Genomic DNA, 26,735 nt, shown 5'->3' with positions numbered 1-26,735 from the left:
GATACACTCAAGGTATATCATGACTTACTTTTAGTCACGTACTCAAAAGTTACTTTTGAGTTGTATAGTTAAGCCTCACGGGTAATTAGTACAAGTTAGCTTCAAACATTACTGCTCTTCCACACCTTGCCTATCAACGTCATAGTCTCTAACGGCCCTTCAGAAGACTTAAAGTCTAGGGAAATCTAATCTTGGGGCAGGTTTCCCGCTTAGATGCTTTCAGCGGTTATCCTTTCCGAACGTAGCTACCGGGCAATGCCATTGGCATGACAACCCGAACACCAGCGGTTCGTCCACTCCGGTCCTCTCGTACTAGGAGCAGCCCCCCTCAAATTTCCAACGCCCACGGCAGATAGGGACCGAACTGTCTCACGACGTTCTAAACCCAGCTCGCGTACCACTTTAAATGGCGAACAGCCATACCCTTGGGACCGACTTCAGCCCCAGGATGTGATGAGCCGACATCGAGGTGCCAAACACCGCCGTCGATATGAACTCTTGGGCGGTATCAGCCTGTTATCCCCGGAGTACCTTTTATCCGTTGAGCGATGGCCCTTCCACACAGAACCACCGGATCACTAGAACCTGCTTTCGCACCTGCTCGACGTGTCAGTCTCGCAGTCAAGCACCCTTTTACTCTTGCGCTCATTGCACGATGTCCGACCGTGCTGAGGGTACCTTCGCGCTCCTCCGTTACTCTTTAGGAGGAGACCGCCCCAGTCAAACTACCCACCATACACTGTCCCTGACCAGGATTCACTGGCCTAGGTTAGAACCTCAATAATATCAGGGTGGTATTTCAAGATTGGCTCCACTCTAACTAGCGTTAAAGTTTCATAGCCTCCCACCTATCCTACACAGATAGTATCAAAGTCCAGTGCAAAGCTGTAGTAAAGGTTCACGGGGTCTTTCCGTCTAGCCGCGGGTACGCAGCATCTTAACTGCGATTTCAATTTCGCTGAGTCTCGGGTGGAGACAGTGTGGCCATCATTACGCCATTCGTGCAGGTCGGAACTTACCCGACAAGGAATTTCGCTACCTTAGGACCGTTATAGTTACGGCCGCCGTTTACCGGGGCTTCGATCAAGAGCTTCGCCGAAGCTAACCCCATCAATTAACCTTCCGGCACCGGGCAGGCGTCACACCGTATACGTCATCTTTCGATTTTGCACAGTGCTATGTTTTTAGTAAACAGTTGCAGCCACCATTTTATTGCAACCCCTCCTAGCTTAGAGAGCAAGTCTCATCACCGAGCGGGGCGTACCTTCTCCCGAAGTTACGGTACCATTTTGCCTAGTTCCTTCACCCGAGTTCTCTCAAGCGCCTTAGAATTCTCATCCCGACCACCTGTGTTGGTTTGGGGTACGATTATTTATTACCTGAAGCTTAGAAGCTTTTCTTGGAAGCATGGCATCAATCACTTCACCCAAAAAAGGGCTCGTCATCAATTCTCAGCATTAACAAGAGACCGGATTTGCCTAATCTCTCTGCCTACAATCTTAAACCTGGACAACCATCGCCAGGCTGATTTAGCCTACTCCGTCCCTCCATCGCAGTAATAAATAGTGCAGGAATATTAACCTGCTTCCCATCGACTACGCCTCTCGGCCTCGTCTTAGGGGTCGACTAACCCTACGTCGATTAACGTTGCGTAGGAAACCTTGGTCTTTCGGCGAGGGAGCTTTTCACTCCCTTTATCGCTACTCATGTCAGCATTCGCACTCGTGATACCTCCAGGACACCTTACAGTGCCCCTTCGCAGGCTTACACGACGCTCCTCTACCATGCACTATGTGCATCCGCATCTTCGGTATATTACTTAGCCCCGTTAAATCTTCGGCGCAGGCCGACTCGATCAGTGAGCTATTACGCTTTCTTTAAAGGGTGGCTGCTTCTAAGCCAACCTCCTGACTGTCTGAGCCTTCCCACATCCTTTCCCACTGAGTAATATTTAGGGACCTTAGATGGCGGTCTGGGTTGTTTCCCTCTTGACAACGGACGTTAGCACCCGCAGTCTGTCTCCCATGATTGCACTTCTAGGTATTCGGAGTTTGCAATGGGCTGCTAATCCTTGACGGACCGCTAGACCATAACAGTGCTCTACCCCCTAGAGTGATACATGAGGCACTACCTAAATAGTTTTCGAGGAGAACCAGCTATCTCCGGGCTTGATTAGCCTTTCACTCCGATCCACAGCTCATCTCCGCATTTTTCAACATACGTGAGTTCGGTCCTCCAGTACCTGTTACGGCACCTTCAACCTGGCCATGGATAGATCGCCCGGTTTCGGGTCTACACCATGCAACTAAATCGCCCATTTAAGACTCGGTTTCCCTACGGCTCCCCTATTCGGTTAACCTCGCTACATAATGTAAGTCGCTGACCCATTATACAAAAGGTACGCAGTCACAGAACAAGTCTGCTCCTACTGCTTGTACGTACACGGTTTCAGGTTCTATTTCACTCCCCTTCAGGGGTTCTTTTCGCCTTTCCCTCACGGTACTGGTTCACTATCGGTCAGAAGAGAGTATTTAGCCTTGGAGGGTGGTCCCCCCATGTTCAAACAGGATTTCTCGTGTCCCGTCCTACTCGATTTCACTGATAAAAGAATTTCGCATACAGGACTATCACCTTGTATCGTTGGACTTTCCAGACCATTCTACTATTCTTATACCAGCTTAAGGGCTGGTCCCCGTTCGCTCGCCGCTACTTAGGGAATCTCGGTTGATTTCTTTTCCTCCGGGTACTTAGATGTTTCAGTTCCCCGGGTTAGCCTCCCACTAGGGGATATCCATAATTGGATGGGTTTTCCCATTCGGAAATCCAGGGATCAATGCATGTTTACTGACTCCCCCTGGCTTATCGCAAGTTACTACGTCCTTCATCGCCTTCTTCTGCCTAGGCATCCACCGTGTACGCTTAGTCACTTAACTATACAACTCAAAAATAACCTTGTGCCTTTTGATTACAAAGTCTATTGAGTGTACGTAACTAAAAGTTTCGCTGTCATGATATACGCTTGAGTGTTCTCAATATATATATATGTATTTACCTATACTTTCTAGCATCATCATTCTTTTAAAGTACGGTTTAAATACCTTTAAAGAACTCCACTAGAAGCTTTGGCCACATGCCATTGGAAGGTGGCATGTGACACCTGAGTCGACAAAAGTCGGCGTCGTCTCAGGCTCTTCAACGATCGTCTAATAATTAACACATTTAAAAATGATTAATCTAGATAATCGCTAAGATCTATTCCAAATTTTTAAAGAACTTTCAGTTATTCCGGCTATCTATGACTTGCAAAGCAAGCGAAAAATAACCATCAATACAACTGTTAATCAACTCTCAACCTGTCTCTAACTAAGTAGAGAAGGTAAAAAACAGATTAACAGTAATATTGGTGGAGCTATGCGGGATCGAACCGCAGACCTCCTGCGTGCAAGGCAGGCGCTCTCCCAGCTGAGCTATAGCCCCAATATGGTGGGTCTGGGTGGATTTGAACCACCGACCTCACCCTTATCAGGGGTGCGCTCTAACCAACTGAGCTACAGACCCGGGTCGTTCATTTCATGATAATTCAGAGACAATTTATGTGAAAACTCACTCAAGCTCGCGACTTTTTCGTCTTAAAGGAGGTGATCCAGCCCCAGCTTCCGCTAGGGCTACCTTGTTACGACTTCACCCCAGTCATGAACCACAAAGTGGTAAGCGCCCTCCCGAAGGTTAAGCTACCTACTTCTTTTGCAATCCACTCCCATGGTGTGACGGGCGGTGTGTACAAGGCCCGGGAACGTATTCACCGCGGCATTCTGATCCACGATTACTAGCGATTCCGACTTCACGGAGTCGAGTTGCAGACTCCGATCCGGACTACGAGAGGTTTTTTGAGATTCGCTCACTATTGCTAGTTGGCAGCTCTTTGTACCCCCCATTGTAGCACGTGTGTAGCCCATCCCATAAGGGCCATGATGACTTGACGTCGTCCCCACCTTCCTCCGGTTTATCACCGGCAGTCTCATTAGAGTTCTCAACTAAATGTTAGCAACTAATGATAAGGGTTGCGCTCGTTGCGGGACTTAACCCAACATCTCACGACACGAGCTGACGACAGCCATGCAGCACCTGTCACTGCGTTCCCGAAGGCACCAATCTATCTCTAGAAAGTTCGCAGGATGTCAAGGGATGGTAAGGTTCTTCGCGTTGCATCGAATTAAACCACATGCTCCACCGCTTGTGCGGGCCCCCGTCAATTCCTTTGAGTTTTAATCTTGCGACCGTACTCCCCAGGCGGTCAACTTATCGCGTTAGCTTCGTTACTAATCCTTTTAATAGGACCAACAACTAGTTGACATCGTTTACGGCGTGGACTACCGGGGTATCTAATCCCGTTCGCTACCCACGCTTTCGCACCTCAGCGTCAGTTTTAGGCCAGGAAGTCGCCTTCGCCACTGATGTTCCTCCAGATATCTACGCATTTCACTGCTACACCTGGAATTCCACTTCCCTCTCCTAAACTCTAGATTACCAGTATCAGATGCAGTTCCTAGGTTGAGCCCAGGGCTTTCACAACTGACTTAATAATCCGCCTACGCGCGCTTTACGCCCAGTAATTCCGAATAACGCTTGCACCCTCTGTATTACCGCGGCTGCTGGCACAGAGTTAGCCGGTGCTTCTTCTAAAGTTAACGTCAAACTAAGCAGGTATTAACTACTTAATCTTCCTCACAATTGAAAGTGCTTTACAACCCTCGGGCCTTCTTCACACACGCGGTATGGCTGCATCAGACTTTCGTCCATTGTGCAATATTCCCCACTGCTGCCTCCCGTAGGAGTCTGGGCCGTGTCTCAGTCCCAGTGTGGCTGATCATCCTCTCAAACCAGCTAGAGATCGTCGCCTTGGTGAGCCATTACCTCACCAACTAGCTAATCTCACGCGGGCTCATCCTATAGCGAAACCTTTCAAGAAGAGGGCTCCTTTACTCCGTAGAGCATATTCGGTATTAGCGTACGTTTCCATACGTTGTCCCCAACTATAGGGTAGATTCCCACGCGTTACTCACCCGTCCGCCACTCGACGCCTAGAAAAGCAAGCTTCTCTATCGTTTCCGTCCGACTTGCATGTGTTAAGCCTACCGCCAGCGTTCATTCTGAGCCAGGATCAAACTCTTCAGTTTAATCTTGCTTAGTATATTTATAACGAGCACTTCTGCTCTAACACTCGGAATTGACAAGATTTTGCATGGAAGGATTACTCCTACCTGATATTTGCATATCTACATAATTTTGTCGTTTTCGAGATTTTTTATATCGTCACTCACTTAAGGAGTTTCCACATAAATTATCTCTGAATTACCTGATTTTTAAAGAACTTAGGTCTCTTCGGGAAAGAGAAACAACAACGTTGCTTTTCTCCCCGGTAAGCCGCTCATTATAAGGGGGTTTGAACTTCTTTGTCAATTATTATTTTTAAATAATTTTCAAAGATTTTAAACCCGATCCGAAGATCTCTCATAACAAACGGGCCGGAACAAACGACTTAAAAAGTGTGTTTGCTTCGGAACGGGGCGTATTCTATCGAATCTCGCAAACTACGCAAGTCTTTTTTCATACTTTTAATGACTTTTTAATGACTTATTCAAAACAGCTCATTTTACGCCAACTTATTAAGGGGTTATCCACAGAGTTATTCACACCACACGGCTTAACACCCTACTTTTGGGGATTTTTACGCAGTTTAAAACAGCGATCAATCACTTTATAAATCTTAATTCAGCGACCGAAATCAAATATTTAAATACTGAAACCCAAAACACCGCAATGAATGCGGTGTTTTGGGTTGGTTTAAATTAACCATGTCTGATTACTTTAAAAAATTCATTCTATTCATATCGTAAATGTCACCTCTTAGGTTCAAGTTGCAAGTGCAACACATTCAAGCAGAACGTATACATGAGCAATTATTATCATTTAAGTCCTGAAGAACGCGCGATCCTTATGATTAAACATCATCAAGGCCATTCAACCAGATCAATCGGTCGGTTTCTAAACCGTTCGGCCTCGACAATCTGTAGAGAATTGAACAGAAACTCAACTAATAAAGATTCTGGTTACTGTGCGAGCACTGCGGGTCGTCAATATTTTCAAAGCCGTAAGCGCTCTGTTAGACAGCCAAAACTCATTCCTAATACTCCATTGTACGATAAAGTTAAAGCATGGTTAACTTACAAACAATGGTCTCCTATGCAAATATCTGGCACACTTAAACGTCTTTATCCAAATCAAAGTGATATGCAAGTGAGCCATGAAACCATCTATACCTGTATTTATGCTCATCCTAAAGGTGAGCTTAAAAAAATGATGGTTCAATCCTTACGCAGAGCTAAATCAAAAAGAGGCCCTAGAGGCTCTAAAACCAGTAATTACAATAGTGTTAAGCTGACGGAAGATCAGAAAATAGAGAACCGTCCCGTTGAAATCAATGACCGTATTTTAGAAGGACACTGGGAAGGTGATTTAATTGTAGGGTCAAAAAATCAATCTTGTGTTGGAACATTGGTGGAACGCAAAACAGGGTTTCTAGCTTTATGTAAAATGGCGAGTAAAAGTGCCTTGGATGTGCGTACTGGTTTTGAATTACAGATGAAAAAGTTGCCAGATTTTTTACGGTTGTCGATGACTTACGATAGAGGTTCTGAGATGTCTCAACATCCGATTATGTCTCAGAACTTAGATATGAAAGTCTACTTTGCTGACCCACACTCTCCGTGGCAAAGAGGGTCGAATGAAAACATCAACGGGCTACTACGGCAATACTTACCAAAAGGCACCGATTTAAAACAGCACAGCCAAGGCGATTTAGATAAGATTGCTTGGCTACTAAATACTCGCCCAAGAAAAAGATACGAATTTAGAACGCCGCAAGAGTTGATGGAATCAGTCTTGTCGAATCATATTAACAGTGTTGCACTTGCAACTTGAACCTAAGCCTTACCTCATTAGATTAGATGCTTCCACTTCAGACTTGGCATCAACTTTAAGCACCTTAGGGTTTAACCATGGCCCTGTAATTTCATACTTATAGGTAATAAGATTTTCATTAATTCCAGGAATAATTTTCATCAAACTATAGATAGCTAACGCGGCTAGTGGGTTGGCGGCACCCACCAAGGCTGCGACAGCAGGTATTGATGCCCCAATTGCCGGAGTAACATTCACTTTTAGATTAAATGTCTGATTAATTAAATCGACCCCACCAAAGAGCTTAGCACTTGCAGAGGGTGCAACCAAATCAAAAGATTGCAATGCTAAACGCCCATTAGACAAAACAGCCTTACCACGAATACTGTCGTAGACCATGCCTTTATTGGTCACATCCTTAATATCAAGTTTTAAACGTCGAGCAAGAGATTCAATACTTAACAAGCCAATAAGTCGTGCAAATCCAGGCTCAATATCCTCTATTGAACCATCATTTAAATTAAATACAACTTCACCCATAGCACCCACTCTAGAAAAACAGCTTACCCCACCTTGCCACTTCAACGTGACATCAACTTTAGCTGCTTTACCTGTAAATCCTTTTTTCAATTGCAGAAAACTCGTCACAGCAGCAACGTTGTTTGAATTGAGCTGTAAAGATAGATTACTGGTTAAAATTGACTTATCAAATAGGTAGCTGCCTGTTATATTTCCTGATTGATTACCAAAAGAACCTTTAAGTCCTGACAAAACAAGCTGGCTTGCTGAATCCTTCAACTCAAAATCCAAGGTATCAATTTTTTTACCATCTAAAAGAATATTTTTACCTTTAAACCTCAACTTCGGAAGCAACTCTTCTGATGCTTCTTCACGACAATGCTGTTTGCTTGCAAGCTCCGAATCCGCCGTTGGTTGAACGGTATCCATTGTGACGATTTCAAGGTGTTTTACATAAACTTCCGCAATGCCATCGGAGTTCGTCAGCCACTCAGCATCCACACTAGGACTTTTTATATTAAACAGAACTGATTCTGGACGCACTGACTTCCATTGAGTATTAATACCAGAATACTCATTCCCCCAAAGTAACATATTGTGAATCTTTAATTGCGAGGCATTCCAGGATATCTGAGACTTCGAACTCTTGAGTAGATTAGCTTCAGGCATCGCTTTATAAAGTGCAACCCAACCATCAAGATCGAGCATTTTGAGTTGTCCATTTACAGAAAAACCCTTCGGTATTACTGAATCAAATGCCTTGTTATTTTCTCCAAAGACAACCTTAAGCTGCGCGGCCTTATATTCATTTTTAGTGGATTGCCATTCACCTTGTAAGCTGAGCAAGCCTGGTAGTTTTGCAGTAACGGATAATAAATCATCTTGAGATAAAGCATGTATAGTGACTTTTTTACCTAGCAATGCTTGCTTTTCTAGCGGTGCAGGAAGCAAACTCTGTGCATCTGAAACGTTGACTTCAATTTTTGCATCAACCCCTCTTACTCGGCTATTTTTAAATGGAATTTGAATCTCGGCAGTCCAGGGCAATGGTTTTGAAAAAAGCAGAGCCGACTCTATAGAACTCCTACCCTTTGCCTCGATATTCACAACTTTGGATTTTCTATTGGTGCTCACCTTGATGACAGCTGGGCCATCCATAACGGTTGCTGTTAGATTATTAGCGTCAACCCCTTTCTCTGTAAAGTTCAGAACTCCGTGTATCTCTGAAAGTGTTAATTTATCCTGTAAATTTAATATTGCCTTCTTGAGTTCAACAGTCCCTTTTACTTCTTCTGACTTTGCAGGGTACCCAGAGATAGGTACCCATAACCTATCGATCGAAATAAATGAATCACCTTTAAGTACGGCACTGCTTTTTAAAAATGAGTCTAACCCGAGTGTTTTTGCAAGCGGTGACACCAGAAGATAGTCAACAGCATGATCTAGTTTTGCACTCACCTTGCCTTGGATATTCAGTGCAATATCATCTTGATCGAGATTCGGGATGGTTACGATGACGTCTTTCGCCATCAGATTCGACCCGAGATTGACGTCATCAGCGGTTATTTCCAACTGAAAAGGGACAAACTTAATACGAGCAGCAAAATCAGTCAGCATAGGCCAGTCTGAATTGAACTTAAGCTTGGTTTTTTTGATCGTGGCGACCGCGGTAAAAACCCCATTTCCCTTCTCAAATGGAAAGGCTTTAAGATTGCCTTTAAGCTTAACATCTAGATTAATCGCTTCACCCGCCACTAAAGATTCTTGTAACCATTTCTGTAACGCTTTTGACATAAAAGAGTACGGCAAATACTCTTTCAATACACTCAGCTGATCAACTTGCACATTTAATAGACTATCCACATCGCTTTTGTCATTCGCACGAATTGAAAACTGTACGGGAATATTATCAACCTTTGCACTCAACCGCGGCAAGTTCCAATATCCTGACTCTGTTTCGTAATCGATTACCACCTTTGCAGGCAGATCAATTCGCATCGGATTCTGGTGAATATCTGCCTGCATGACCCAAATCGGCTTATCCGTTTGTAGCGAAAGACGATCTGCTTGTTTATGCACGGTTAGATCTTCAATCGCCACGCCCGGATACTCTGTCACCGGGATAGATAATTTATCAAGTGTCACCTGTAACAATGGGAGCTCTAATGTTTTCCAGTTTAGGTCACCACTCACATCTGAAATCTTCAAATGAGCAGTCTTATCAAATAAGGTAGCGACATGCTTATTCAATACGAGAGACTTCACAATAGCTTTAAAAGGTTCTATATCGAAATAACGGGAGGAGAAATGTAACATTTGATTATCTTCGAAAGATAATTCGATGGGAGAGACCGTTTGGATATATTTATTATCGAGCTGAATTTTAGAGAGTTTGAAATGCCAATCTGTGAATTGAGTCTTAATATTTTGATGTTCCGAAGACCAAACTAACTCCAATCCCATGCTTTTCGGAAGAGTGGTATGCTGTTGTGGCCATTTTAGAGATTGACCGTTTAAGTTAATGACTAATTTCGCTAATTTCGATTGAGCAATTTTCGCTTTTAGATCCAGAAGCAACTCTCCTTGCGGCAGAATTGAATGCCAAATTTTTGGAAGCAATTGAACGATACGCTCAGACTGTAAAGGCTGAAAAGAAGACAGACTAAATTCACCATACTCTATCCCTCCCCAAACATTTGAAGTAAGAGTAGATCTAAAACTAAACTTTTCAAAATTTAAGCTATCTCGGTACCCTAATGAAAACTCAGAGGATATATTTAATTGCGCACCTTTAAGAGACTGAAAATCGTGAATTTGGATGGCAAGACCAGGCCTGACGACTTCACTGAGAATAAAGTTTTTAACATTAACGCGTTGCCACAATCGACTTATATTAACGTCAAACCGTCTTAATTCATGAATATTAAGCTGTGAAACATCTACCTGTCCATTTGCTTCAGCTGGCTGAACATTTTTAAACTGTAAAGCACCCTCCTCTACCTTAAGATACGCACCATAACCAATGGATGGAAAAAATGGCGAAAATACGTTTACGTCCATATCTAAAGTTTGTATCTGTAGCTCATAATCGGCATGATGCACACTTAACGCTTCAGCTTGCAACTGAAAACCGAGTACTCCTTGCTGTATCTCAATACTCTTAAATGATATTTCACTGTCCATCAACCACTCTGCAATAGATACAACTTGTTCTGGCGCAGTTTGCACCCAAGTAATCAGCAAACGAGTCACTAATAAATATGCCATAAAGAGTGCAAAAATTATTTGTAACGTGTGATGTGTCTTTTTAACAATCATGTTTTATACCAAAACGAAACCTACATCATCACAACATCAAATTGTTCTGGTGCATAAGTGCTTTCTGCTTGAAATCGAATGCTTTTATTAAGAAAGCTTTCCAACTCTGCCACATTGCTTGACTCCTCATCCATAATTCGTGAGACAACAACTTCCGCGGCAATGACTCGATAATTGTCCGCCTCAAAAGAGCGTGCCATACGAGTAATCTCTCTAAATATCTCAAAGGCGACCGTTTCCGCTGTTTTAACCGTCCCGCGGCCACTGCAAACCGGACAAGGTTCACACAGCGTCCTTTCTAGACTTTCTCGTGTTCTTTTGCGGGTCATTTCCACCAAACCTAAATTCGAGATGCTACTGATTGAAGTTTTGACACGATCTTTAGAAAGCTCTTTTTCCAATGTAGCCAAAACATTACGTTGGTGATCCTTAACGTCCATATCGATAAAGTCAAGAATAATAATGCCTCCCAGATTTCTTAATCTTAACTGTCGTGCGATAGCCTGGGCGGCCTCCAAATTTGTACGGTAGATGGTTTCTTCTAAATTTTTGTGACCAACAAATGCACCAGTATTAACATCAATCGTTGTTAAGGCCTCCGTTTGATCTATGATTAAGTACCCTCCTGATTTTAGATTGACTCTTTTGTGTAATGCGGCCTGTATTTCATCTTCAATATTATAGAGATCAAAGATAGGTCGTTCGCCTTGGTATAAACCTAGTCTATCAGTTAATTCCGTAACGTACTTTTCAAGAAAAACCTGCATTTTTTTAAGCGTCTCAGTCGAATCTACTCGAATTTTCTCAATTCTGTCGATCGGTATATCGCGCATAATCCTTAAATACAGGGGTAAATCATCATAAATGACAGCCGGTTTAGTCACACTTCTAGACCGCTCTTGAATATTTTTCCAAAGCCTCTGTAAATAAATCATATCGGCACGCATCTCATGAAAATCGACCCCTTCTGCGACGGTTCTGACAATGAAGCCTCCTTCCGAATCTTTGTGCTCTGGAATGCTCTTAATCATGTCACGCAGGCGGTCTCGTTCTTCGGAACTGTCAATTTTTTGTGAAACCCCCAATGCCTTTTCAACGGGCATATACACCAACATGCGCGAAGGAATCGTCACCTGCATGGTAATTCGCGCACCTTTAGAACCCAAAGGATCTTTGACCACCTGCACCATAATTTTTTGGCCCTGATGCAATAGTTTGGCAATATCATCACATTCAACATCTGCAGAACATCCAATACTTTTATGGCAGACGTCAGAGACGTGTAAAAAGGCGGATTTTTCTAACCCAATATTAATAAATGCAGCCTGCATGCCGGGTAAAACGCGGTCGACTTTGCCCATGTAGATATTGCCCACTAACCCTCTTTTACTAGCACGTTCTACCCAGACTTCTTGTAAGACACCGTTTTCGACCCATGCAACACGGGTTTCATTAGGAGTTACATTAACTAATACTTTTTCTTCATTATGCATCTAACATGCCTTTTCACTTTTTAAATTTGGTTGTGTCAATTAAATGCTCAACGGATTAGTCATACTCATCACTCCGAATGATAACCCGACGCCTCTAATAACTGATTAAGCTCAAATAAAGGCATTCCCATGACGGCTGAATAACTGCCATCAATGCCCTTGATAAATTTGGCACCCAATCCCTGTATGGCATAACTTCCAGCCTTTCCAAATGGCTCATGTGTACTGATATAGTTCATAATTTCAGATTCGGACAACACTTTAAAGCGAACGGTGGTTGTATTCAAAGCGGAAAACACCTCACCATCAAAGACGATGGCCACGGCTGATAATACGTCATGCGTTTGTCCAGACAATCTTGAAAGCATATTAAAAGCATCTGCTTCATTTTTTGGTTTACCGAAGACACGTCCTTTTAACATCACCACAGTATCGCCGCCCACAACCCAAATTGCCTTGCCTGCGACCTTATTAAATCCAGAAAGTGCCTTTTCTATTGCCATGCGTACGACATAGGATTCAGGCGGTTCATTTGGTAATGCAACCTCTTCGACGGGCGCATTAATAGTCTCAAATTGCACACCTAGTTGTTGCAATAACTCTATCCTTCGCGGAGATTCTGACGCTAAAAATATAAGGCTCTTTTCAGAGAAATTCTGTTGCTGTGTCACCATCATATAAATCTGCTATTATTTGCTTTTAATTATGATCAATTTTACACCTAAATCTATCAATGTATTGAGCTAGACATTCTACCGTGGAATGCCTTTTTTATGTCAAAACCAACAAAGAGCCTGTTATGGACAATCTCATACCTGAACATACCCCAACCTTATTAGAAGAGACCTTTGAAAGTGTCTATCTGTTTGAGCATCCATTGTATTCGTTACTGGCCGAAAAAACGGAACTGCCTTGGTTGTTAGTGATTCCAAAGCAGGCTTTAAACGAGCGTTCTTATATAGAACAGCTCTATGGAGAAATTTACCAGATGATTGATGTGCTCCAAAAATCAGGTTTTGGACCCCATTATAATATTGCCAAAATCGGCAACAAAAGCCCTAATTTGCATCTGCATGTTATTTTTAGAGAGGAAGGAGATGAGGTCTGGCCGGATGCGGTCTGGTGCCATGAACCGCTTAAAACCTCTGAAGAGATGCCCGAGCGTTTTAGACAAGCTTTGCAGAAATATTTTGGCTAATTTATATAAGCTTTCGTATTTGCATGAAGGCAGCCTAAAACCGATTACGTTGAAATATTGAGCTTGTATACTATTATTTTAGGAAGCGGTCAAAAACCTGGGCAATATGTAACGCGGATTGATGACCTAAATCTTCAATTTGATGACGACAACTCGTCCCCGTCGCCACAATCAGGTCACTCTCTTCTGCCAGAGCCAATCGCGGTAGCAAAACTTGCTCGGCAATCTTTTTAGAGACTTCATAATGTTTGTAACCAAACTCACCAGACATACCGCAACAGCCTGTCGGCAACATCTCTACCGTGAGTCCTGGAATCAACTCTAACGCTTTTTGAGAATCCATGGGTGTCGCGAGGGCTTTTTGATGACAATGTACATGTAATAACACTTTGCGACCTTCGACTGAATCTTGATTCAACTCAGTCAATACAGGTAACTTATGCTGAGCGTTTAAGGTTAAAATCAACTCTTCAAACGATAATACGGGCTGTTTTTGATTCAACCAGGCCTGGTCTGTTTGTTTGGACGATGTTTTTAACAAGGCATTGGCCTCATCACGCCACGTCAAAAGCTCTGAAGGTTCAATACCTACAACTAAATCACCTTCTTCAACAAATTGTAACTGAGTCAATAGCTCCACTAAGGCTTTCTGTGCTTCAGGCAAAAGGCCTTTACTGATTAATGCCCGGGGGGACGATTGCATAAACAGCGGTCGCACATCTAACCCTAGCTTGAGTAAACTGCTTAAGGTCGCTTGTCCCACCTTAGGCTCTTGATACTGACTGTACAAGTCACACAATACCCAAACGGTTTGCGTGACTTTTACAGGCCTCGATGCATTACTAAAATTGGCACTTAGCTGATCTTGCCACCAGTTTTGTAGGTTCAATGAATGGGCTAATGGCAAAGTACGACGTTGGTCGATTCCTAAAGCAAATTTAGCCCAACTTAAAGACTGTAACCAATTAAACAATTTTGGAGTTTTTTGGCCTATATTTAACAAAACCCCGTAATGCTTAAGCGCTAAATCACTTAAGTTAAAACGCCCTTTTCTGGTTTGATACAACACTTCTGATTTCAATTGCGCCATATCAACATTTGCAGGACATTCTGTCTTACAGGCTTTGCAGCCTAAACACATCTCTAACGCTTGCTGTAACTCGGCTTGATTAAGGGCTTTTCTAGGATTCGATTCAGTCAAGGCAAAGCGTAATAAATTGGCTCGTCCTCTAGTAGAGTTATTTTCTTCTCGAGTCGCCTGATAGGAAGGGCACATCACGCCATTTCCGGCCGACTTGCGACAGGCTCCAGCGCCATTGCACTTCTCTACCGCATCCATTAAAGACAAATCTTTAGACCAATCAAAGGCCGTATTTAATAACTGCTTAGGCTGTCGGTCTGCGCGTAGATTTGAGGTAATCGGCATATCCCCAATAATGACGCCAGGATTCAGCAAATTAAAAGGATCAAATGCACGCTTTAACTCGAGCAAATACCCATAAACCTGCTCACCCACCTGCTCTTTTATAAAGGGTGCACGAATTCGACCATCACCATGTTCACCAGACAAAGCCCCTCGATACTTCTTGACGAGTTTGGAATTACGTTCGGCAATGGTTTGGAATAGTTGTTTACCCTCTGGCGTCGCTAAATCGATTTCAGGGCGAATATGAATTAAACCCACCGAGGCATGACCATAATAGACACAATTAACCTGTAACTCGGCCATCAAGGCTTGCACATCCTGGTAGTAATCAAACAATGAGTGTACAGGTACGGCGGCATCTTCGATGACCGCAACGGCTTTTTTACGAGTCACCTTACCCATCAACATACCCAGACCTGCTTTACGAACTTCCCACACTTTTGACGAGTCTTGGGTTGCAATAATGGGGGCTGAGTACGCCTGATGTTCAAGCAACCAGGCCTGGTTAATTTGTAAACGTGCTTTTAAAGATTCAGCCTCTTCATCGAACAATTCAATCACCAAGACGGCTAAAGGATCGCCCTCAATCCAAAAGCGGTTTTGCTGCTGTTGTCGATTGGCTTTAGCGCCATCTAAGGTTGCTTTATCAATCAACTCAATCGCGGCCGGTTCAAACTCTAATAAACTAGGGACCACTTTTAAAGCGGCTTCAACCGAATCAAAATGTGCACAAATCAACTGACGGTGTTGAGGCAACTCTACTAAATTTAAGGTCGCCTGCTGAATCACAGCAAGCGTGCCTTCGCTACCACAAATTAAAGGGGCTAAAGTAAAGGGTTTACCTTGAGGGTTAAAGGGTTGATGAAAACGATAAAGCTCATCTAAAGCATAACCAGTGTTACGGCGTTTGATGGAAGGATGAGGGAAGTGATCAAGAATTTGTTGACCGTGATGCTTTAATAAATTAAAGACCGTACGGTAGAGATTACCTTCAAACGTTTGTAAAGCGAGTTTAGCTTGCAGCTCAAGAGCAGACAAAGCAGCAAAAGTAGTTTGTGAACCGTCTGCTAAAATAACGTCCACTGATTTAACGTGTTCACGCGTCGTGCCGTAATAAACCGAATAAGAGCCACAAGAGTTATTACCAATCATGCCACCAATCATGGCTCGGTTAGAGGTAGATGTATCCGGTGCAAAAAGTAGCCCGTCTGCCTTTACAAAATCATTCAAATCATCTTGAATCACTCCCGGTTCAACATCAATTTCTTTTTCTTTAGGACGGTAATCAAGAATACTGGTCAGATGCTTTGAAACATCAATAACAATACCCGAACCGATGGCTTGGCCGCCTAATGAAGTACCACCGGCACGAAGGGTGATGGCACTATTCTTTTTGAATGCATCGCGAACAACTCTTATCAGCTCAGCTTGAGATAATGGCATATTTACCATATTTGGAAAAATTTCGTAAATGGAGGCATCCGTAGCCATCAACAAGCTTTTATTCATTGGAAAACAACCTGATTTGGGCAAGTTAATTGCATGATAATCTCACGAGTCAACTTTCTGGATATCGTTTTCTTCAAACTTTTTAATCGCATTTAAAACCTTATCAGCACCCAGTTGACTCATACAAACTAAATCATTTGGGCAGCGATCTTTAAACTTGTATAGATAACATGGACAACAAGGTAGAGTATCCTCAATCAAGGCACAATGGCGATCGTCACTCACTGGAAAAGTGGATTTGGGTGGAAGGACATTAAACAAGGCTATAACATGTGGTTTATTTACCGCTAATGCCATATGAATGAACCCAGACTCAGGGCCAATAACATAAGACACATGGTTTAGAATGGCGGCCGTATGGGGCACCGAATGCGTTTCAACATGTACATCATCTACTTGCCATTGTTGTAACATAGATTCGGCTTCTGCAACCTCATTAGGCGCAACCAACATAACAGCTTTAAGACCCATCTTTTTAATTCCAATTAACATGGACTGCCAACCAGAATCAGTCCAACGTCTTTTAGGGTCTGTAGAAAAGGGGTTGAAAGCGAGTACTTTTTCGCCTTTTTTTAAATTTTCATCTGCCCAAATTTGAGCATAGTTTATATCCTTTGAAGACAACCAGACCTCACGCTCATACACCCCTTGTGGGTTGATACCAATCGCTCTTAACACATCAAAAATATTTTCAGGGCGATATCGAGAAGAAAACTCCTGATGTAGCTGTACCGTTAGCAGTCGCCCCCTACCATCATTATCAAAACCAACCCGATTTGGTACTCTGCCTAAATAAGCGATTAAGGCCGCTCTTAAAGAGCCCGCCACTAATAAGGCCAAATCAAATTGATCATCTTTGATTTTTTTAGCAATTTTAAAACTCTGTTTCTTATCAAACTTCCAAACTTCATCAATATAGGGACAATTTTGCATCGCGCCAAACGTGAGTGGCGCCACTAAATTAACGATATAAGCATTGGGAAAAGCCGCTCTTAATTCACGGAAAAAAGGCGAACTCATCATTAAACCACCCAATTGATCAACACCAACGACAATGATCTTCTGAATGCTTTTTATATCAAACTCTTTTTTGATAATCAGGCGCTGGTGCGGTTCAAAAAAGTCCTGACTAGGTTTCATTTGGTTCATCATTTATCTCAATTAAAGCTTAGATTATTTATATTTTTCTAGGAATTCTCTAGAGGAAACTTCAAATTGTATAGTGGTAAAGCTCATTGAGCTTACCTACCCATTCAATAAAAAGGGTGAGGACGTCATAACTTAGAGTGCTTTGTGTTTTTACAGAAAAGCACCCCCAATTGCTTTTCAGACCCTATACCTATCTCCATGCATGAAAGAACGGCAGTACCCTTTTCAACCCCAAATATCCTGACTAATGTGAGTACTTAAAATTATGATTTAAGTTTTGTGTAAACCTCATGACGGGTGGTTTTGCAACTTAATAGGTATCTATTTCTATCCATTCTGGGCATGACATCGTTTCCAATTGATAAAACAGAAACAAGTACATGCGCTCTCTATGCTAAAAATAGCAGCATAATCTCAATTGGAAAGCGCGCTTGTTTGTTCTAAGTTGACACGCTCTAAGTAGATTTTATACTAAAGCCAGGTATCCTTAATCCAAGGCGCATATTTATATTTGTCGTAAGGACCGTCCATAACATCGATAGGATCTGGCTTGCCATGAAATAGAACAATAGCGGCATCTTTAGGCATTTCAACTCTCCCTGTAGGCAAGAGTATTGGAAATTTTTTCCTAATATAACGCCCTGGACTACCGAACGAAAATTTGGTTTTAGAATTTAAATCAATCTTAAAAGATTTAACGATGCTCTTTGGAAAAATAACCGCGTCTTTATAAACATGTTCAATCCAATCTTGATCACCGTGCAAATCGGCAACAATCGTCTCTTTTTGAGAGTTAAAAGACTCCCAAATAAACCGATACTGACCGGGATGAAAACACATAACCGAGCTATTGTAACTTTGTTCATTAATGTCAGCAGAAATGCAAAACTTATCGCTATAAGTCACTAAGCTGTCTAGCGCATTTAAGATGACGATATCCAGATCTAAAAACAGAATTTTATCTTCTTTTGGAATCCCTAGAAAACCCTCCTCAAATATCACAAGCTTATACCACCAGCCTTGTAAGTCGTAGTCAGGAATAGATTCAATGACTACACGGGGTTCAATGCCATCACTATTTTCTGTTAAGCAATGAAATTCAAAAGGCTTTGATAGGTGTTTAGTGACCATTTTGAATAAACGGTTAACATATTCAGGGCCATATTTATCACCCCATTTAAGGCAAATTACATGAATCAATTTATTACGCTCTTCTTTTTGTAAAAAAGCTCACCAAAGAACTCATGGCTAGCATGTAAAAAATGGTCGTATAAGTATAGGTAAATATCGCTCCGAAAAACATCACAAAAACAATCCCTAGCATCAATCCAACACTAACTACCGAAGCAACCCCATTATCTTCTTTAAAGCTTTTTAGAAACACCCAAGCAGGGTAGCCTAAAAAGAATAATAAACTTATGAGACCCACGACTCCTGATAACATTGACGTCATTAGGTATTGATTGTGGATCTGCATCACTCCTGAAATAAACCCTTTCACTTCTGGTGAGTAATCTGTTTTATTGACTACGGATACAATATGAGTTTTATAATCACTGGGTCCAACCCCTAAGAACCAATGGTCTTTAAGCGCAATAACTCCAGTGTCCCACATTGCTATTCTGAGTCCCATAGAACTCATATATTCTCCTTTTTCCATTGCCGAAAAATCCGTAAATGTATCTTTAATTTTGTCTTTCGCTAAAAATGCAGACATAAACACTAATGATGTAATTACGATAATGGCCCATATTTTTATTTTTCTTGAAAAAGTCCTATCCCAAGCTAATAGAAAAACTAATCCTGCAAGAATGGGCATCAACACCAAGCCAAATGATGTTCTTGAGCCATTTAGACCTGATAGTAATAATCCTATCAACATTAAAATAAAATATAACCAGGAACGGTTCTGTAGCCATAAAATTGTCAATAAAATGGTTGTCAGTGGCAAGATAAAGCCTATGGCAGCAAGCCCTCTTGAACCATCTAAAGTTAGGCCAAAACGGTAGCCCATGAAATGATCGGTCATCACCAGTTCTACCGCCAAAAGTATAACGGCAACTGCAATTGAGCTTAATGCGACATATTTAATAATCTGTTTTTGTAGATTTAAACGAATGCTTAGAAAGTACCAATATGAGAACAACAGAATAAAAACAGGCGCTGCGTTTCGCCATTCACCATCCTTAGAATAGGGGGTATGTAGAAAATAATTGAGTATAAAAAAACCAGCATACATAACAGCAATATATATCCATGTTTTTTCCATCTTATTAATGGGATAGATTGTGGTCTGATAGGACTTAAATGATAACGTCACTAACAGCCCCAAAAAGACCAAGCCAGCAAGCATTCGAACAGACTCGAAATACAGCGGTACAATGGCTGAAAAAGTCATTATAAAAAACAATAATGATGTCTGTTGTGGGGCCGGTGTTACTAATGTTTCTTGTGAAGCCTGCATGGTTTTAACCTTTAACTATTTGCTTTTTTTTGGTCAAGTAATCTTCTTAAGATCGCTGTTTATTCTTATAAAAACGTCATCAAAACTTTTCAGTACTGGTATTTCAAAACCACTGATGACCGATCTAAATTGTTGGGAAAATTCGTCACCTTCTGGAAGTACTGCCAAGGTGGTGATATCAGGTCGTAACCACCTAGCCGTCATTAGCACCGTACTCACATCACCCAAAATAATCGCGCGGCGATTAATGAGGGGCAACACAAATTCAAAGGCTAAATTCTTGGGTAGAACAAATGTATTATAGCGTTTGGCCAAGTCTAAGGCATCGTTGCCTAGCGAACGTGGATGATATTTAATCACAACGTTTAACCCCAACTCATTGAGTGCTGTTAAAAACAGTTCTATGCGATTTTCATACCCTATCATTTTCTCTATATTATTAGGGTGTGGAATTAATAGAAATAAATCAGCCAACTGAATACGATCTTTAACTGTTTGATCTAAATCAAATTGAAGCAATACACGTTCACTAAACTCTACAACTTGTCGCTGATCAAACCATTCAGGTTTAATCAGGGCAATCTTTTTTTGTTGTAATGCGGAAATAGCATGTATTGGGCTAAACAACCAGGCCTGGTCAACCCAACTTGAAGCGCCTATCGTTGGTGGCTCTTGCCACCATAAACCATAAACAAGTTTCTTTAATACTCCATTAACATTATCTTTAATCCGTTTATAAGGACGTCCGGCATAAGAGTACAAACCATCATCCATATACCAACCTGACACTTGACCTATTTTATGACGGCAATACTGCATTAAAAACTGGAATTCAACTCGGCGATCACTGCCAACCGCAATCACGTTGGGCTTAAAAGATTGGGCTATATTCACCAATTTTGAAAAATTAACTTTACGTTCAGCGAGTTTATGAAGTCCCTTAGCCTTTCCTGGCAAGATATCAACCTGCTCAAAAGGGCCCTCGCCCCACTCTTTTAAGGCACTAAAGTATGGATTTTTGTTTAATGACTTCTGATCAATAAGGACTAATTGAGCATCTTGTTCATTATTATAGGCGGTTGCATGGGCGACTGAAACCAGTAGATTTAAAGGGGTCGAAGGTAAGTAAAGCACGCGAGTCTTCTTTGCATCAGACATTGATTAAAATCCTATTGTCATGGCATTCAAAACAGTATCAACATCCAACCCTTCCAAAGACATGTTTTGTTGTTGGACACTTTTAAACTTCTTCAAGTAAAGCGGTGCGCAAGGTGACTGCAAACGTTTAACCATCAAGCCATCTGCACCAACCAACTTAGGGTCCGTTACTCGATACAATACGACCATTGGCACTTCTAAAGCCGCCGCGACATGTGATAAGCCAGTATCCACAGAAACCACCGCTTTGGCATTTTTGAGTACTTTAGCAACCGTATTTAAACTTAACATTTCATCTGGCACCCAGGTCTGGCTGTTTTCTGTGGCGCTGGCAATACGTAAAGCACGTTCATGCTCTTCTTGATTCCCCCAAGGCAAAATAACTTTAACGCCTGAAGCATTAGCTTTTTGTAACAACTCAATCCAGTTGGCTTCTGGCCAATACTTGGTTTCCCAAGTTGTGCCATGCAAGAATACCCAGTAATCATCATGCCCAATATTTTCGAGAAGGATTTCTGGCTTTGACCAGGCCTGGGTATTTAATCCATAAATGATTAGCGCATTTTCAGTGAGCGGATAATCTAATGCTTGAGCGAAGAGTTGGCGTAGTCGTAAGATGGCATGTTGGTCTTTAGCAACCCGATACTTATTCTTGTAAAACAGACTCGATAAGGGTTCGCGAGCACTCCCAAAATCAAAACCGCTCATCGGAGCTCTCACTCTTCTCCCTACCCAAAGACTTTTGTAAAGCCCTTGCGCATCAAGAATTAAATCATAGTTGGTTTGGTTGATTGTCTCAAAAAACACTTTAATGTCCTGTCGCGTCTGTTTTGCAAAAAGACTTTTTCGCCATTTGCGCAGCTCAATGGGATAGACTTTATCCACAGCAGGATGCCATTGTGGAATTTCTGCAAACGACTTTTCGACGACCCAGTCTACTTGTAAATCAGGCATCGCTTTTAAAGCATCCGATAACGCAGGGAAAGTATGAAACACATCCCCCATAGAGGACATTTTAATGAGTAATATACGCAAACTAATTCTCTATCGGCTCGTTAGCCAATCCAAATAAATGGCGACGCCTTGCTCAACGGTATTAAAGTCAGCCACATAACCCGCTTCACGTAATAAGCTATTATCGGCCTGAGTGTAACTCTGGTATCGGCCTTTCAGGTGCTCGGGAAAATCAATATATTCAATTTCACCCTTGCCGTGATAATCAATCACCGCTTGCGCGACATCTTTAAAAGGTTGCGCTTTGGCCGGCCCTAAATTAAAAATACCTGATTTATCAGGATGTTCAGCAAACCATAAGTTAACCGCAACTACATCATCGACATACACAAAATCTCGGGTTTGCATGCCTGGCCCGTAGCCATCATATTCACCGAATAACTTGACGTTTTCGCCCGCGAGGATTTGATGATGTAACTTAAACGCTACACTCGCCATATCGCCTTTGTGCTGCTCGCGCGGACCATACACGTTAAAGTAGCGAAAGCCAACCACTTGGCTTTTCGCCCTTGGCAAGATATTACGCACATATTGGTCAAACTGAAATTTAGAATAGCCGTAAACGTTCAAAGGCTTTTCATATTGACGTTGTTCAATAAAGTCAGGGCCATCGCCATACACTGAAGCAGATGATGCGTATAAAAATGGAATTCTATTTTCTAAACAATAATTCAAAACATCTTTTGAGTATTCATAATTATTGTCCATCATGAACTTGCCATCCCACTCCGTGGTAGACGAGCAGGCACCTTCATGGAACACGACTTCAATCTCTGGCAACCCTTGATCGGCAAAGATACGTTGCTGAAAATCTTCTTTGTCTAAATAATCCGCAATATCACAATCGGCCAGATTCACAAACTTAGTACCGTCTTTAAGGTCATCCACCACCAAAATATCGGTACGCCCCTGTTCATTTAAAGCTTTGACGATATTGCTACCAATAAAACCTGCTCCACCTGTGACTACGATCATTGTTATTTAACCCACTCATTCCTAAATATTAAAACCACGCGAAAATCTAACTTCGATGAACTGACAATTCAAGCCTTTACAATAAGTGCTAAAACAGACATTAAATTGAGAGCCCAATTCTATCATTTCATCACGTTAAAAGGTTAAAATAGCTCCTTAATTATGCGACATCAAAAGGAACTTCATGGCTCATCTACAAACTAATTGGGGCAGATTTAAATCGCATCTAGAAGCGTGGTTTATAGACCATGAAATTTTACGGGTATTATTCAGAAATTTTTATGCTATCTCTGGCGATGCGTATCGCAGCAACCACCCTTCTCCAGGTTTCATTAAAAAGATACACAAAAACCTGGGGATTAAAACGATTATCAGTATGCGACGCGCTGACACTACAGGGCAATACTTACTTGAAAAGGAAGCTTGTATGCTGTCGGGAATCACCCTCATCAACCTTCCTATGTCCTCTAGAAGCCTACCTGAAGTTGACAATATTTTAAAAGCAAAAGAAACGCTTGAATCAGCTGAATACCCCATATTGATACACTGCAAATCTGGTGCGGATAGAGCGGGCCTAATGAGTGTATTTTATGCACACTTTATTCAGCATAAAACCATTGAAGATTCTTTAAAACAACTGAGCATGAAATATGGCCACTTTCGCTGGGCAGAAACCGGAAAACTAGACTACTTCTTTGACAACTTCCTCGCATTTCAAGAGCAGCACCCTGACATATCATTTTTAGAATGGGTCAACAACCACTATGACAGAGCCGCACTGGATGCGCAGTTCCAAAGTGCTGGCTGGGCCAACATCGTGGTTAATAAAATCCTAAGAAGAGAGTAACTCATGCTGGATCGTGCGACTTTATCACTCTACCGCCGGTTGTTAACCTATATCACGCCTTACAAGGGCATGATTGCCATTACACTGTTTGCCATCCTTGTTATTGCAGCTATGGAACCGGCAACGGCGATGGTCTTAAAAGAACTGGTTGATGAAAGCTTGATTGCCAAAAACCCCGATTCTTTTGTATTGATACCCTTACTGTTGGCTGGCGTCTTTATCGTTAAGGGCATTGCCGAATATTTCAGTAAGGTCTTCAGCCAATGGATCGCTGAAAAGGCTATCCTTGCCATTCGTAAAGACATGTACCATAAAATGCAACACCTACCGTTTGATGTATTTCAGAGCTATAGCACTGGAAAACTTATGTCTAAAATCACCTATGACGTACCGCAAGCCAGTAATGCGCTCTCTACTGCTTGGGTAACTTTAATCCGTGATACTTTGACTGTTTTTGCTCTCCTTACGTATTTACTCTATATCTCCTGGCAACTCACGCTTATATTATTTTTGATTGGACCTGTCGTGGCCTGGATTATCGACAAAGCCAGTAAGTTGATGCGCCATTCCAGTAAAGCCATGCAATCGAATATGGGACAACTTACTCAACGTCTGGAGGAGAGCCTTACAGCCCATCAAGACATAAAGGTCTATGGTGCGGAACAATATGAGCAGAATCGTTTTCAGTTCAGCGCAACAGAACTGCTTAATAACACGATGAAAGTCACTAAGGTGTCTGCACTAAATGTTCCTTTGGTCCAAATTTTAGCGGCTATCGCCTTAGCGGGGATTGTTTATATTGCGTTACAAATGTCAGCCGAAAATCAATTCACAACCGGCGAATTACTCGCCTACATTACGGCAATGGCGCTAGTGTTTGAGCCGATTCGACGCCTGACTAGCGTCAATGAAGTCATCCAAAAAGGCATGGCGGCGTCTGAAAGCATCTTTGAACTACTTGATCAACCTGACGAACCGAATAACGGCCAAAAAATCTTAACGAAATTACACGGTGAACTAGAGTTTGAAAACGTTGATTTTAATTATCCAAACAGCCAAGACCGAGCTCTGGTAAATTTGAACCTTAAAATCCCAGCAGGTCAGACGACGGCTTTAGTCGGTCAATCAGGCAGTGGAAAATCTACCCTGGTGAACCTGATTGCTCGATTTTATGATCCTACCTCAGGTCAAATCAGACTTGATGGCGAAAATATCCAAGCCCTAGATCGAGTTTTTTTGAGGCAACAGATCGCATTAGTGAGTCAAAAAGTGACCTTGTTCGATGACACGGTGGCCGCTAATATCGCTTACGGGCTAAACAATGTGAGTCATACAAAGATCATGGCCGCCGCGAAAGCCGCTTACGCTTGGGAGTTTATTGAAAAACTCCCCCAAGGCCTCGATACGAATATTGGAGAAAACGGCAACCAACTTTCAGGCGGGCAACGTCAACGGTTAGCAATCGCGCGCGCTTTTTTGAAAAACGCCCCTATTTTAATCTTTGATGAAGCCACTTCTGCTCTGGACAACCAAAGTGAGAAAATGATTCAGAGTGCCATGGATAATCTAAGGCAAAATAGAACGGTTATTATCATTGCACACCGCCTAAGTACCATTGAAAATGCGGATCAGATTGCCGTATTAGATCAAGGAAAGTTGATCGAACTCGGCTCTCACCAGACACTCATTGAGAGTCGAGGTTTCTATGCTAAATTGTACCAATTAGGACATGATATCGATGCCTAAAACTGTGACAAAATCGAGCTTTAGACACCCTAAATACTGGGGAATATGGCTGGGAATAGGCCTACTTAAGCTACTCGGTCACCTGCCTTATCAGTGGAAATTCCCTGTCGGCAAATTTCTCGGCCGTCTTTTATATAAACTTTCATCAAAACGTCGTCGTTTGGCGTTGGCCAATATTCGCCTATGCTTTCCTGAAAAAACACCCCTCGAGCAACAAACTATCCTTGAGTCACACTTTGAATCACTGGGTATCAGCCTAATGGAAATGACAATCGTTTGGTGGGGAGATCATAAGAAAAACCATGCAAACGCATGTGAAAGAGAAATGGTGAACTTTATCGGTGAGGAAAACCTTCAGCAAGCCCAGCAACAAGGCAAAGGCGTACTGATTCTTGCACCACACTTCACTACCCTGGAACTAACGGGTCTATTTGTCTCTTTTTTGACTAATTACCACGCGGTTTATCGCCCGCATGACAATCCTTTAATGGATTATTTGGTCGCCAAAGGTCGCTCAATTGAGTTTAGTGATGGTCAAAAAGTAGAGCCCGTCTCTAATGCCAATACACGTTTGATGCTAAAAGTTTTACGCGCAGGTAAAAGTATGACGTTTTTGCCAGACCAACGCTATCGCGCCAAGGGTCATGTCGAAGTGGATTTTTTTGGACACACCACCAAAAGCAATCCGGCGACTTCAAAAATAGCTAAGCTGACTGGATGTGCCGTGGTACCAACCTTCACCCGTCGGTTGCCTAATCATCAATATGAAGTCGAATTCTTACCCGCGTTACAAAACTTTCCATCTGGAGATGATGCCGAAGACACCTTACGTCTACACCATTTATATGAAATGGAAATTCGTCGCAATCCAAGTCAATATTTGTGGGTACATAACCGATGGAATTTGGAAGAATATTGACGATAAACTGCGCAGGACAGCCATCTTGAATGAACGTTTC

The 26,735-nt window shown here is 42.2% G+C and carries 15 protein-coding genes, 2 tRNA genes and 2 rRNA genes; 5 read left to right on the top strand and 14 right to left on the bottom strand.

All coding sequences use genetic code 11. The features are described from left to right. Positions 1 to 64 precede the first annotated feature (64 nt). The 4 genes from F612_RS0110550 to F612_RS12615 form a co-directional block, all read right to left on the bottom strand. Positions 65 to 2,933: ribosomal RNA gene (locus F612_RS0110550) — 23S ribosomal RNA — on the bottom strand. A gap of 468 nt (positions 2,934 to 3,401) precedes the next feature. Beyond that, positions 3,402 to 3,477: transfer RNA gene (locus F612_RS0110545), tRNA-Ala, on the bottom strand. Positions 3,478 to 3,481: 4 nt separating this feature from the next. Beyond that, positions 3,482 to 3,558, bottom strand: a tRNA-Ile gene (locus F612_RS0110540). Positions 3,559 to 3,631: 73 nt separating this feature from the next. Then, positions 3,632 to 5,177, bottom strand: a 16S ribosomal RNA gene (locus F612_RS12615). The 16S and 23S rRNA genes sit together here with 2 tRNA genes alongside, the layout of an rRNA operon. Before the next feature lie 775 nt (positions 5,178 to 5,952). Between F612_RS12615 and F612_RS0110525 the strand changes: the two genes are divergently transcribed. Next, positions 5,953 to 6,981: an IS30 family transposase gene (locus F612_RS0110525; RefSeq protein ID WP_019556577.1), complete on the top strand. Its 1,029-nt coding sequence runs from the start codon at positions 5,953 to 5,955 to the stop codon at positions 6,979 to 6,981. Positions 6,982 to 6,990: 9 nt separating this feature from the next. On the opposite strand, the gene F612_RS0110520 is transcribed toward F612_RS0110525, so the two are convergent. The 3 genes from F612_RS0110520 to F612_RS0110510 all read right to left on the bottom strand — a co-directional run bounded on the left by F612_RS0110520 (position 6,991) and on the right by F612_RS0110510 (position 12,967). Beyond that, complete coding sequence (locus F612_RS0110520; RefSeq protein ID WP_019557735.1) at positions 6,991 to 10,797, bottom strand: YhdP family phospholipid transporter; 3,807 nt, start codon at positions 10,795 to 10,797, stop codon at positions 6,991 to 6,993. A 20-nt stretch (positions 10,798 to 10,817) separates the two neighbouring features. Then, on the bottom strand, positions 10,818 to 12,290 hold the full coding sequence (gene rng, locus F612_RS0110515; RefSeq protein WP_019557734.1) for a ribonuclease G: 1,473 nt from the start codon (positions 12,288 to 12,290) through the stop codon (positions 10,818 to 10,820). 68 nt (positions 12,291 to 12,358) lie between these two features. Then, positions 12,359 to 12,967 (bottom strand): Maf family protein, encoded by a 609-nt coding sequence (locus F612_RS0110510; RefSeq protein WP_019557733.1) that lies wholly within the window; start codon positions 12,965 to 12,967, stop codon positions 12,359 to 12,361. Between the two features lie 122 nt (positions 12,968 to 13,089). Here F612_RS0110510 and F612_RS0110505 point away from each other — a divergent pair, with 122 nt between their 5' ends. Continuing rightward, positions 13,090 to 13,488, top strand: a complete 399-nt coding sequence (locus tag F612_RS0110505) for a hypothetical protein (RefSeq protein WP_019557732.1) — start codon at positions 13,090 to 13,092, stop codon at positions 13,486 to 13,488. Positions 13,489 to 13,561: 73 nt separating this feature from the next. Here the strand turns inward: F612_RS0110505 and F612_RS0110500 are convergent, their stop codons facing one another. From F612_RS0110500 to rfaD, 7 genes are all read right to left on the bottom strand, one after another. Then, complete coding sequence (locus F612_RS0110500) at positions 13,562 to 16,423, bottom strand: FAD-binding and (Fe-S)-binding domain-containing protein (protein WP_019557731.1); 2,862 nt, start codon at positions 16,421 to 16,423, stop codon at positions 13,562 to 13,564. Positions 16,424 to 16,465: 42 nt separating this feature from the next. Beyond that, positions 16,466 to 17,563 carry a glycosyltransferase family 9 protein gene (locus tag F612_RS0110495; RefSeq protein ID WP_157760541.1) on the bottom strand — a complete coding sequence of 366 codons (1,098 nt, stop codon included), beginning with the start codon at positions 17,561 to 17,563 and terminating at the stop codon, positions 16,466 to 16,468. 480 nt (positions 17,564 to 18,043) lie between these two features. After that, positions 18,044 to 18,772 carry a glycosyltransferase family protein gene (locus F612_RS0110490; protein WP_019557729.1) on the bottom strand — a complete coding sequence of 243 codons (729 nt, stop codon included), beginning with the start codon at positions 18,770 to 18,772 and terminating at the stop codon, positions 18,044 to 18,046. Positions 18,773 to 18,776: 4 nt separating this feature from the next. After that, complete coding sequence (locus tag F612_RS0110485; RefSeq protein ID WP_019557728.1) at positions 18,777 to 20,036, bottom strand: O-antigen ligase family protein; 1,260 nt, start codon at positions 20,034 to 20,036, stop codon at positions 18,777 to 18,779. 33 nt (positions 20,037 to 20,069) lie between these two features. Continuing rightward, on the bottom strand, positions 20,070 to 21,194 hold the full coding sequence (locus tag F612_RS0110480) for a polysialyltransferase family glycosyltransferase (RefSeq protein ID WP_019557727.1): 1,125 nt from the start codon (positions 21,192 to 21,194) through the stop codon (positions 20,070 to 20,072). Between the two features lie 3 nt (positions 21,195 to 21,197). Beyond that, on the bottom strand, positions 21,198 to 22,229 hold the full coding sequence (gene waaC / locus F612_RS0110475; protein ID WP_026329738.1) for a lipopolysaccharide heptosyltransferase I: 1,032 nt from the start codon (positions 22,227 to 22,229) through the stop codon (positions 21,198 to 21,200). Positions 22,230 to 22,238: 9 nt separating this feature from the next. Continuing rightward, positions 22,239 to 23,183 carry an ADP-glyceromanno-heptose 6-epimerase gene (rfaD, locus tag F612_RS0110470; protein WP_019557725.1) on the bottom strand — a complete coding sequence of 315 codons (945 nt, stop codon included), beginning with the start codon at positions 23,181 to 23,183 and terminating at the stop codon, positions 22,239 to 22,241. A gap of 184 nt (positions 23,184 to 23,367) precedes the next feature. On the opposite strand from rfaD, the gene F612_RS0110465 reads away from it, so the two are divergent. From F612_RS0110465 to F612_RS0110455, 3 genes are read left to right on the top strand one after another with little or no spacing between them, the layout of a single operon-like run. Next, the gene (locus F612_RS0110465) at positions 23,368 to 24,030 is read left to right on the top strand and encodes a fused DSP-PTPase phosphatase/NAD kinase-like protein (protein ID WP_019557724.1); all 663 of its coding nucleotides are present in this window, start codon (positions 23,368 to 23,370) and stop codon (positions 24,028 to 24,030) included. A gap of 3 nt (positions 24,031 to 24,033) precedes the next feature. Next, positions 24,034 to 25,776 carry a lipid A export permease/ATP-binding protein MsbA gene (gene msbA, locus F612_RS0110460; protein ID WP_019557723.1) on the top strand — a complete coding sequence of 581 codons (1,743 nt, stop codon included), beginning with the start codon at positions 24,034 to 24,036 and terminating at the stop codon, positions 25,774 to 25,776. Continuing rightward, the gene (locus F612_RS0110455) at positions 25,769 to 26,695 is read left to right on the top strand and encodes a lysophospholipid acyltransferase family protein (protein WP_019557722.1); all 927 of its coding nucleotides are present in this window, start codon (positions 25,769 to 25,771) and stop codon (positions 26,693 to 26,695) included. Before msbA ends, F612_RS0110455 begins: the two co-directional genes overlap by 8 nt. Positions 26,696 to 26,735: the final 40 nt, after the last annotated feature.

Source organism: Thiomicrorhabdus arctica DSM 13458, assembly GCF_000381085.1.
GTDB classification, from domain to species: Bacteria; Pseudomonadota; Gammaproteobacteria; order Thiomicrospirales; family Thiomicrospiraceae; genus Thiomicrorhabdus; species Thiomicrorhabdus arctica.
Note: the sequence above shows the minus strand (reverse complement) of the source record. Positions and strands in the feature narration are given on the sequence as shown.

Coding starts and splice junctions, on each gene's coding strand:
- F612_RS0110500 (WP_019557731.1), bottom strand. CDS start 16,423: ATGAATAAAAGCTTGTTGATGGCTACGGATGCCTCCATTTACGAAATT.
- msbA (WP_019557723.1), top strand. CDS start 24,034: ATGCTGGATCGTGCGACTTTATCACTCTACCGCCGGTTGTTAACCTAT.
- F612_RS0110465 (WP_019557724.1), top strand. CDS start 23,368: ATGGCTCATCTACAAACTAATTGGGGCAGATTTAAATCGCATCTAGAA.
- F612_RS0110510 (WP_019557733.1), bottom strand. CDS start 12,967: ATGATGGTGACACAGCAACAGAATTTCTCTGAAAAGAGCCTTATATTT.
- F612_RS0110455 (WP_019557722.1), top strand. CDS start 25,769: ATGCCTAAAACTGTGACAAAATCGAGCTTTAGACACCCTAAATACTGG.
- F612_RS0110505 (WP_019557732.1), top strand. CDS start 13,090: ATGGACAATCTCATACCTGAACATACCCCAACCTTATTAGAAGAGACC.
- F612_RS0110480 (WP_019557727.1), bottom strand. CDS start 21,194: ATGTCTGATGCAAAGAAGACTCGCGTGCTTTACTTACCTTCGACCCCT.
- F612_RS0110525 (WP_019556577.1), top strand. CDS start 5,953: ATGAGCAATTATTATCATTTAAGTCCTGAAGAACGCGCGATCCTTATG.
- F612_RS0110495 (WP_157760541.1), bottom strand. CDS start 17,563: ATGAAACCTAGTCAGGACTTTTTTGAACCGCACCAGCGCCTGATTATC.
- F612_RS0110520 (WP_019557735.1), bottom strand. CDS start 10,797: ATGATTGTTAAAAAGACACATCACACGTTACAAATAATTTTTGCACTC.
- rfaD (WP_019557725.1), bottom strand. CDS start 23,183: ATGATCGTAGTCACAGGTGGAGCAGGTTTTATTGGTAGCAATATCGTC.
- rng (WP_019557734.1), bottom strand. CDS start 12,290: ATGCATAATGAAGAAAAAGTATTAGTTAATGTAACTCCTAATGAAACC.
- F612_RS0110485 (WP_019557728.1), bottom strand. CDS start 20,036: ATGCAGGCTTCACAAGAAACATTAGTAACACCGGCCCCACAACAGACA.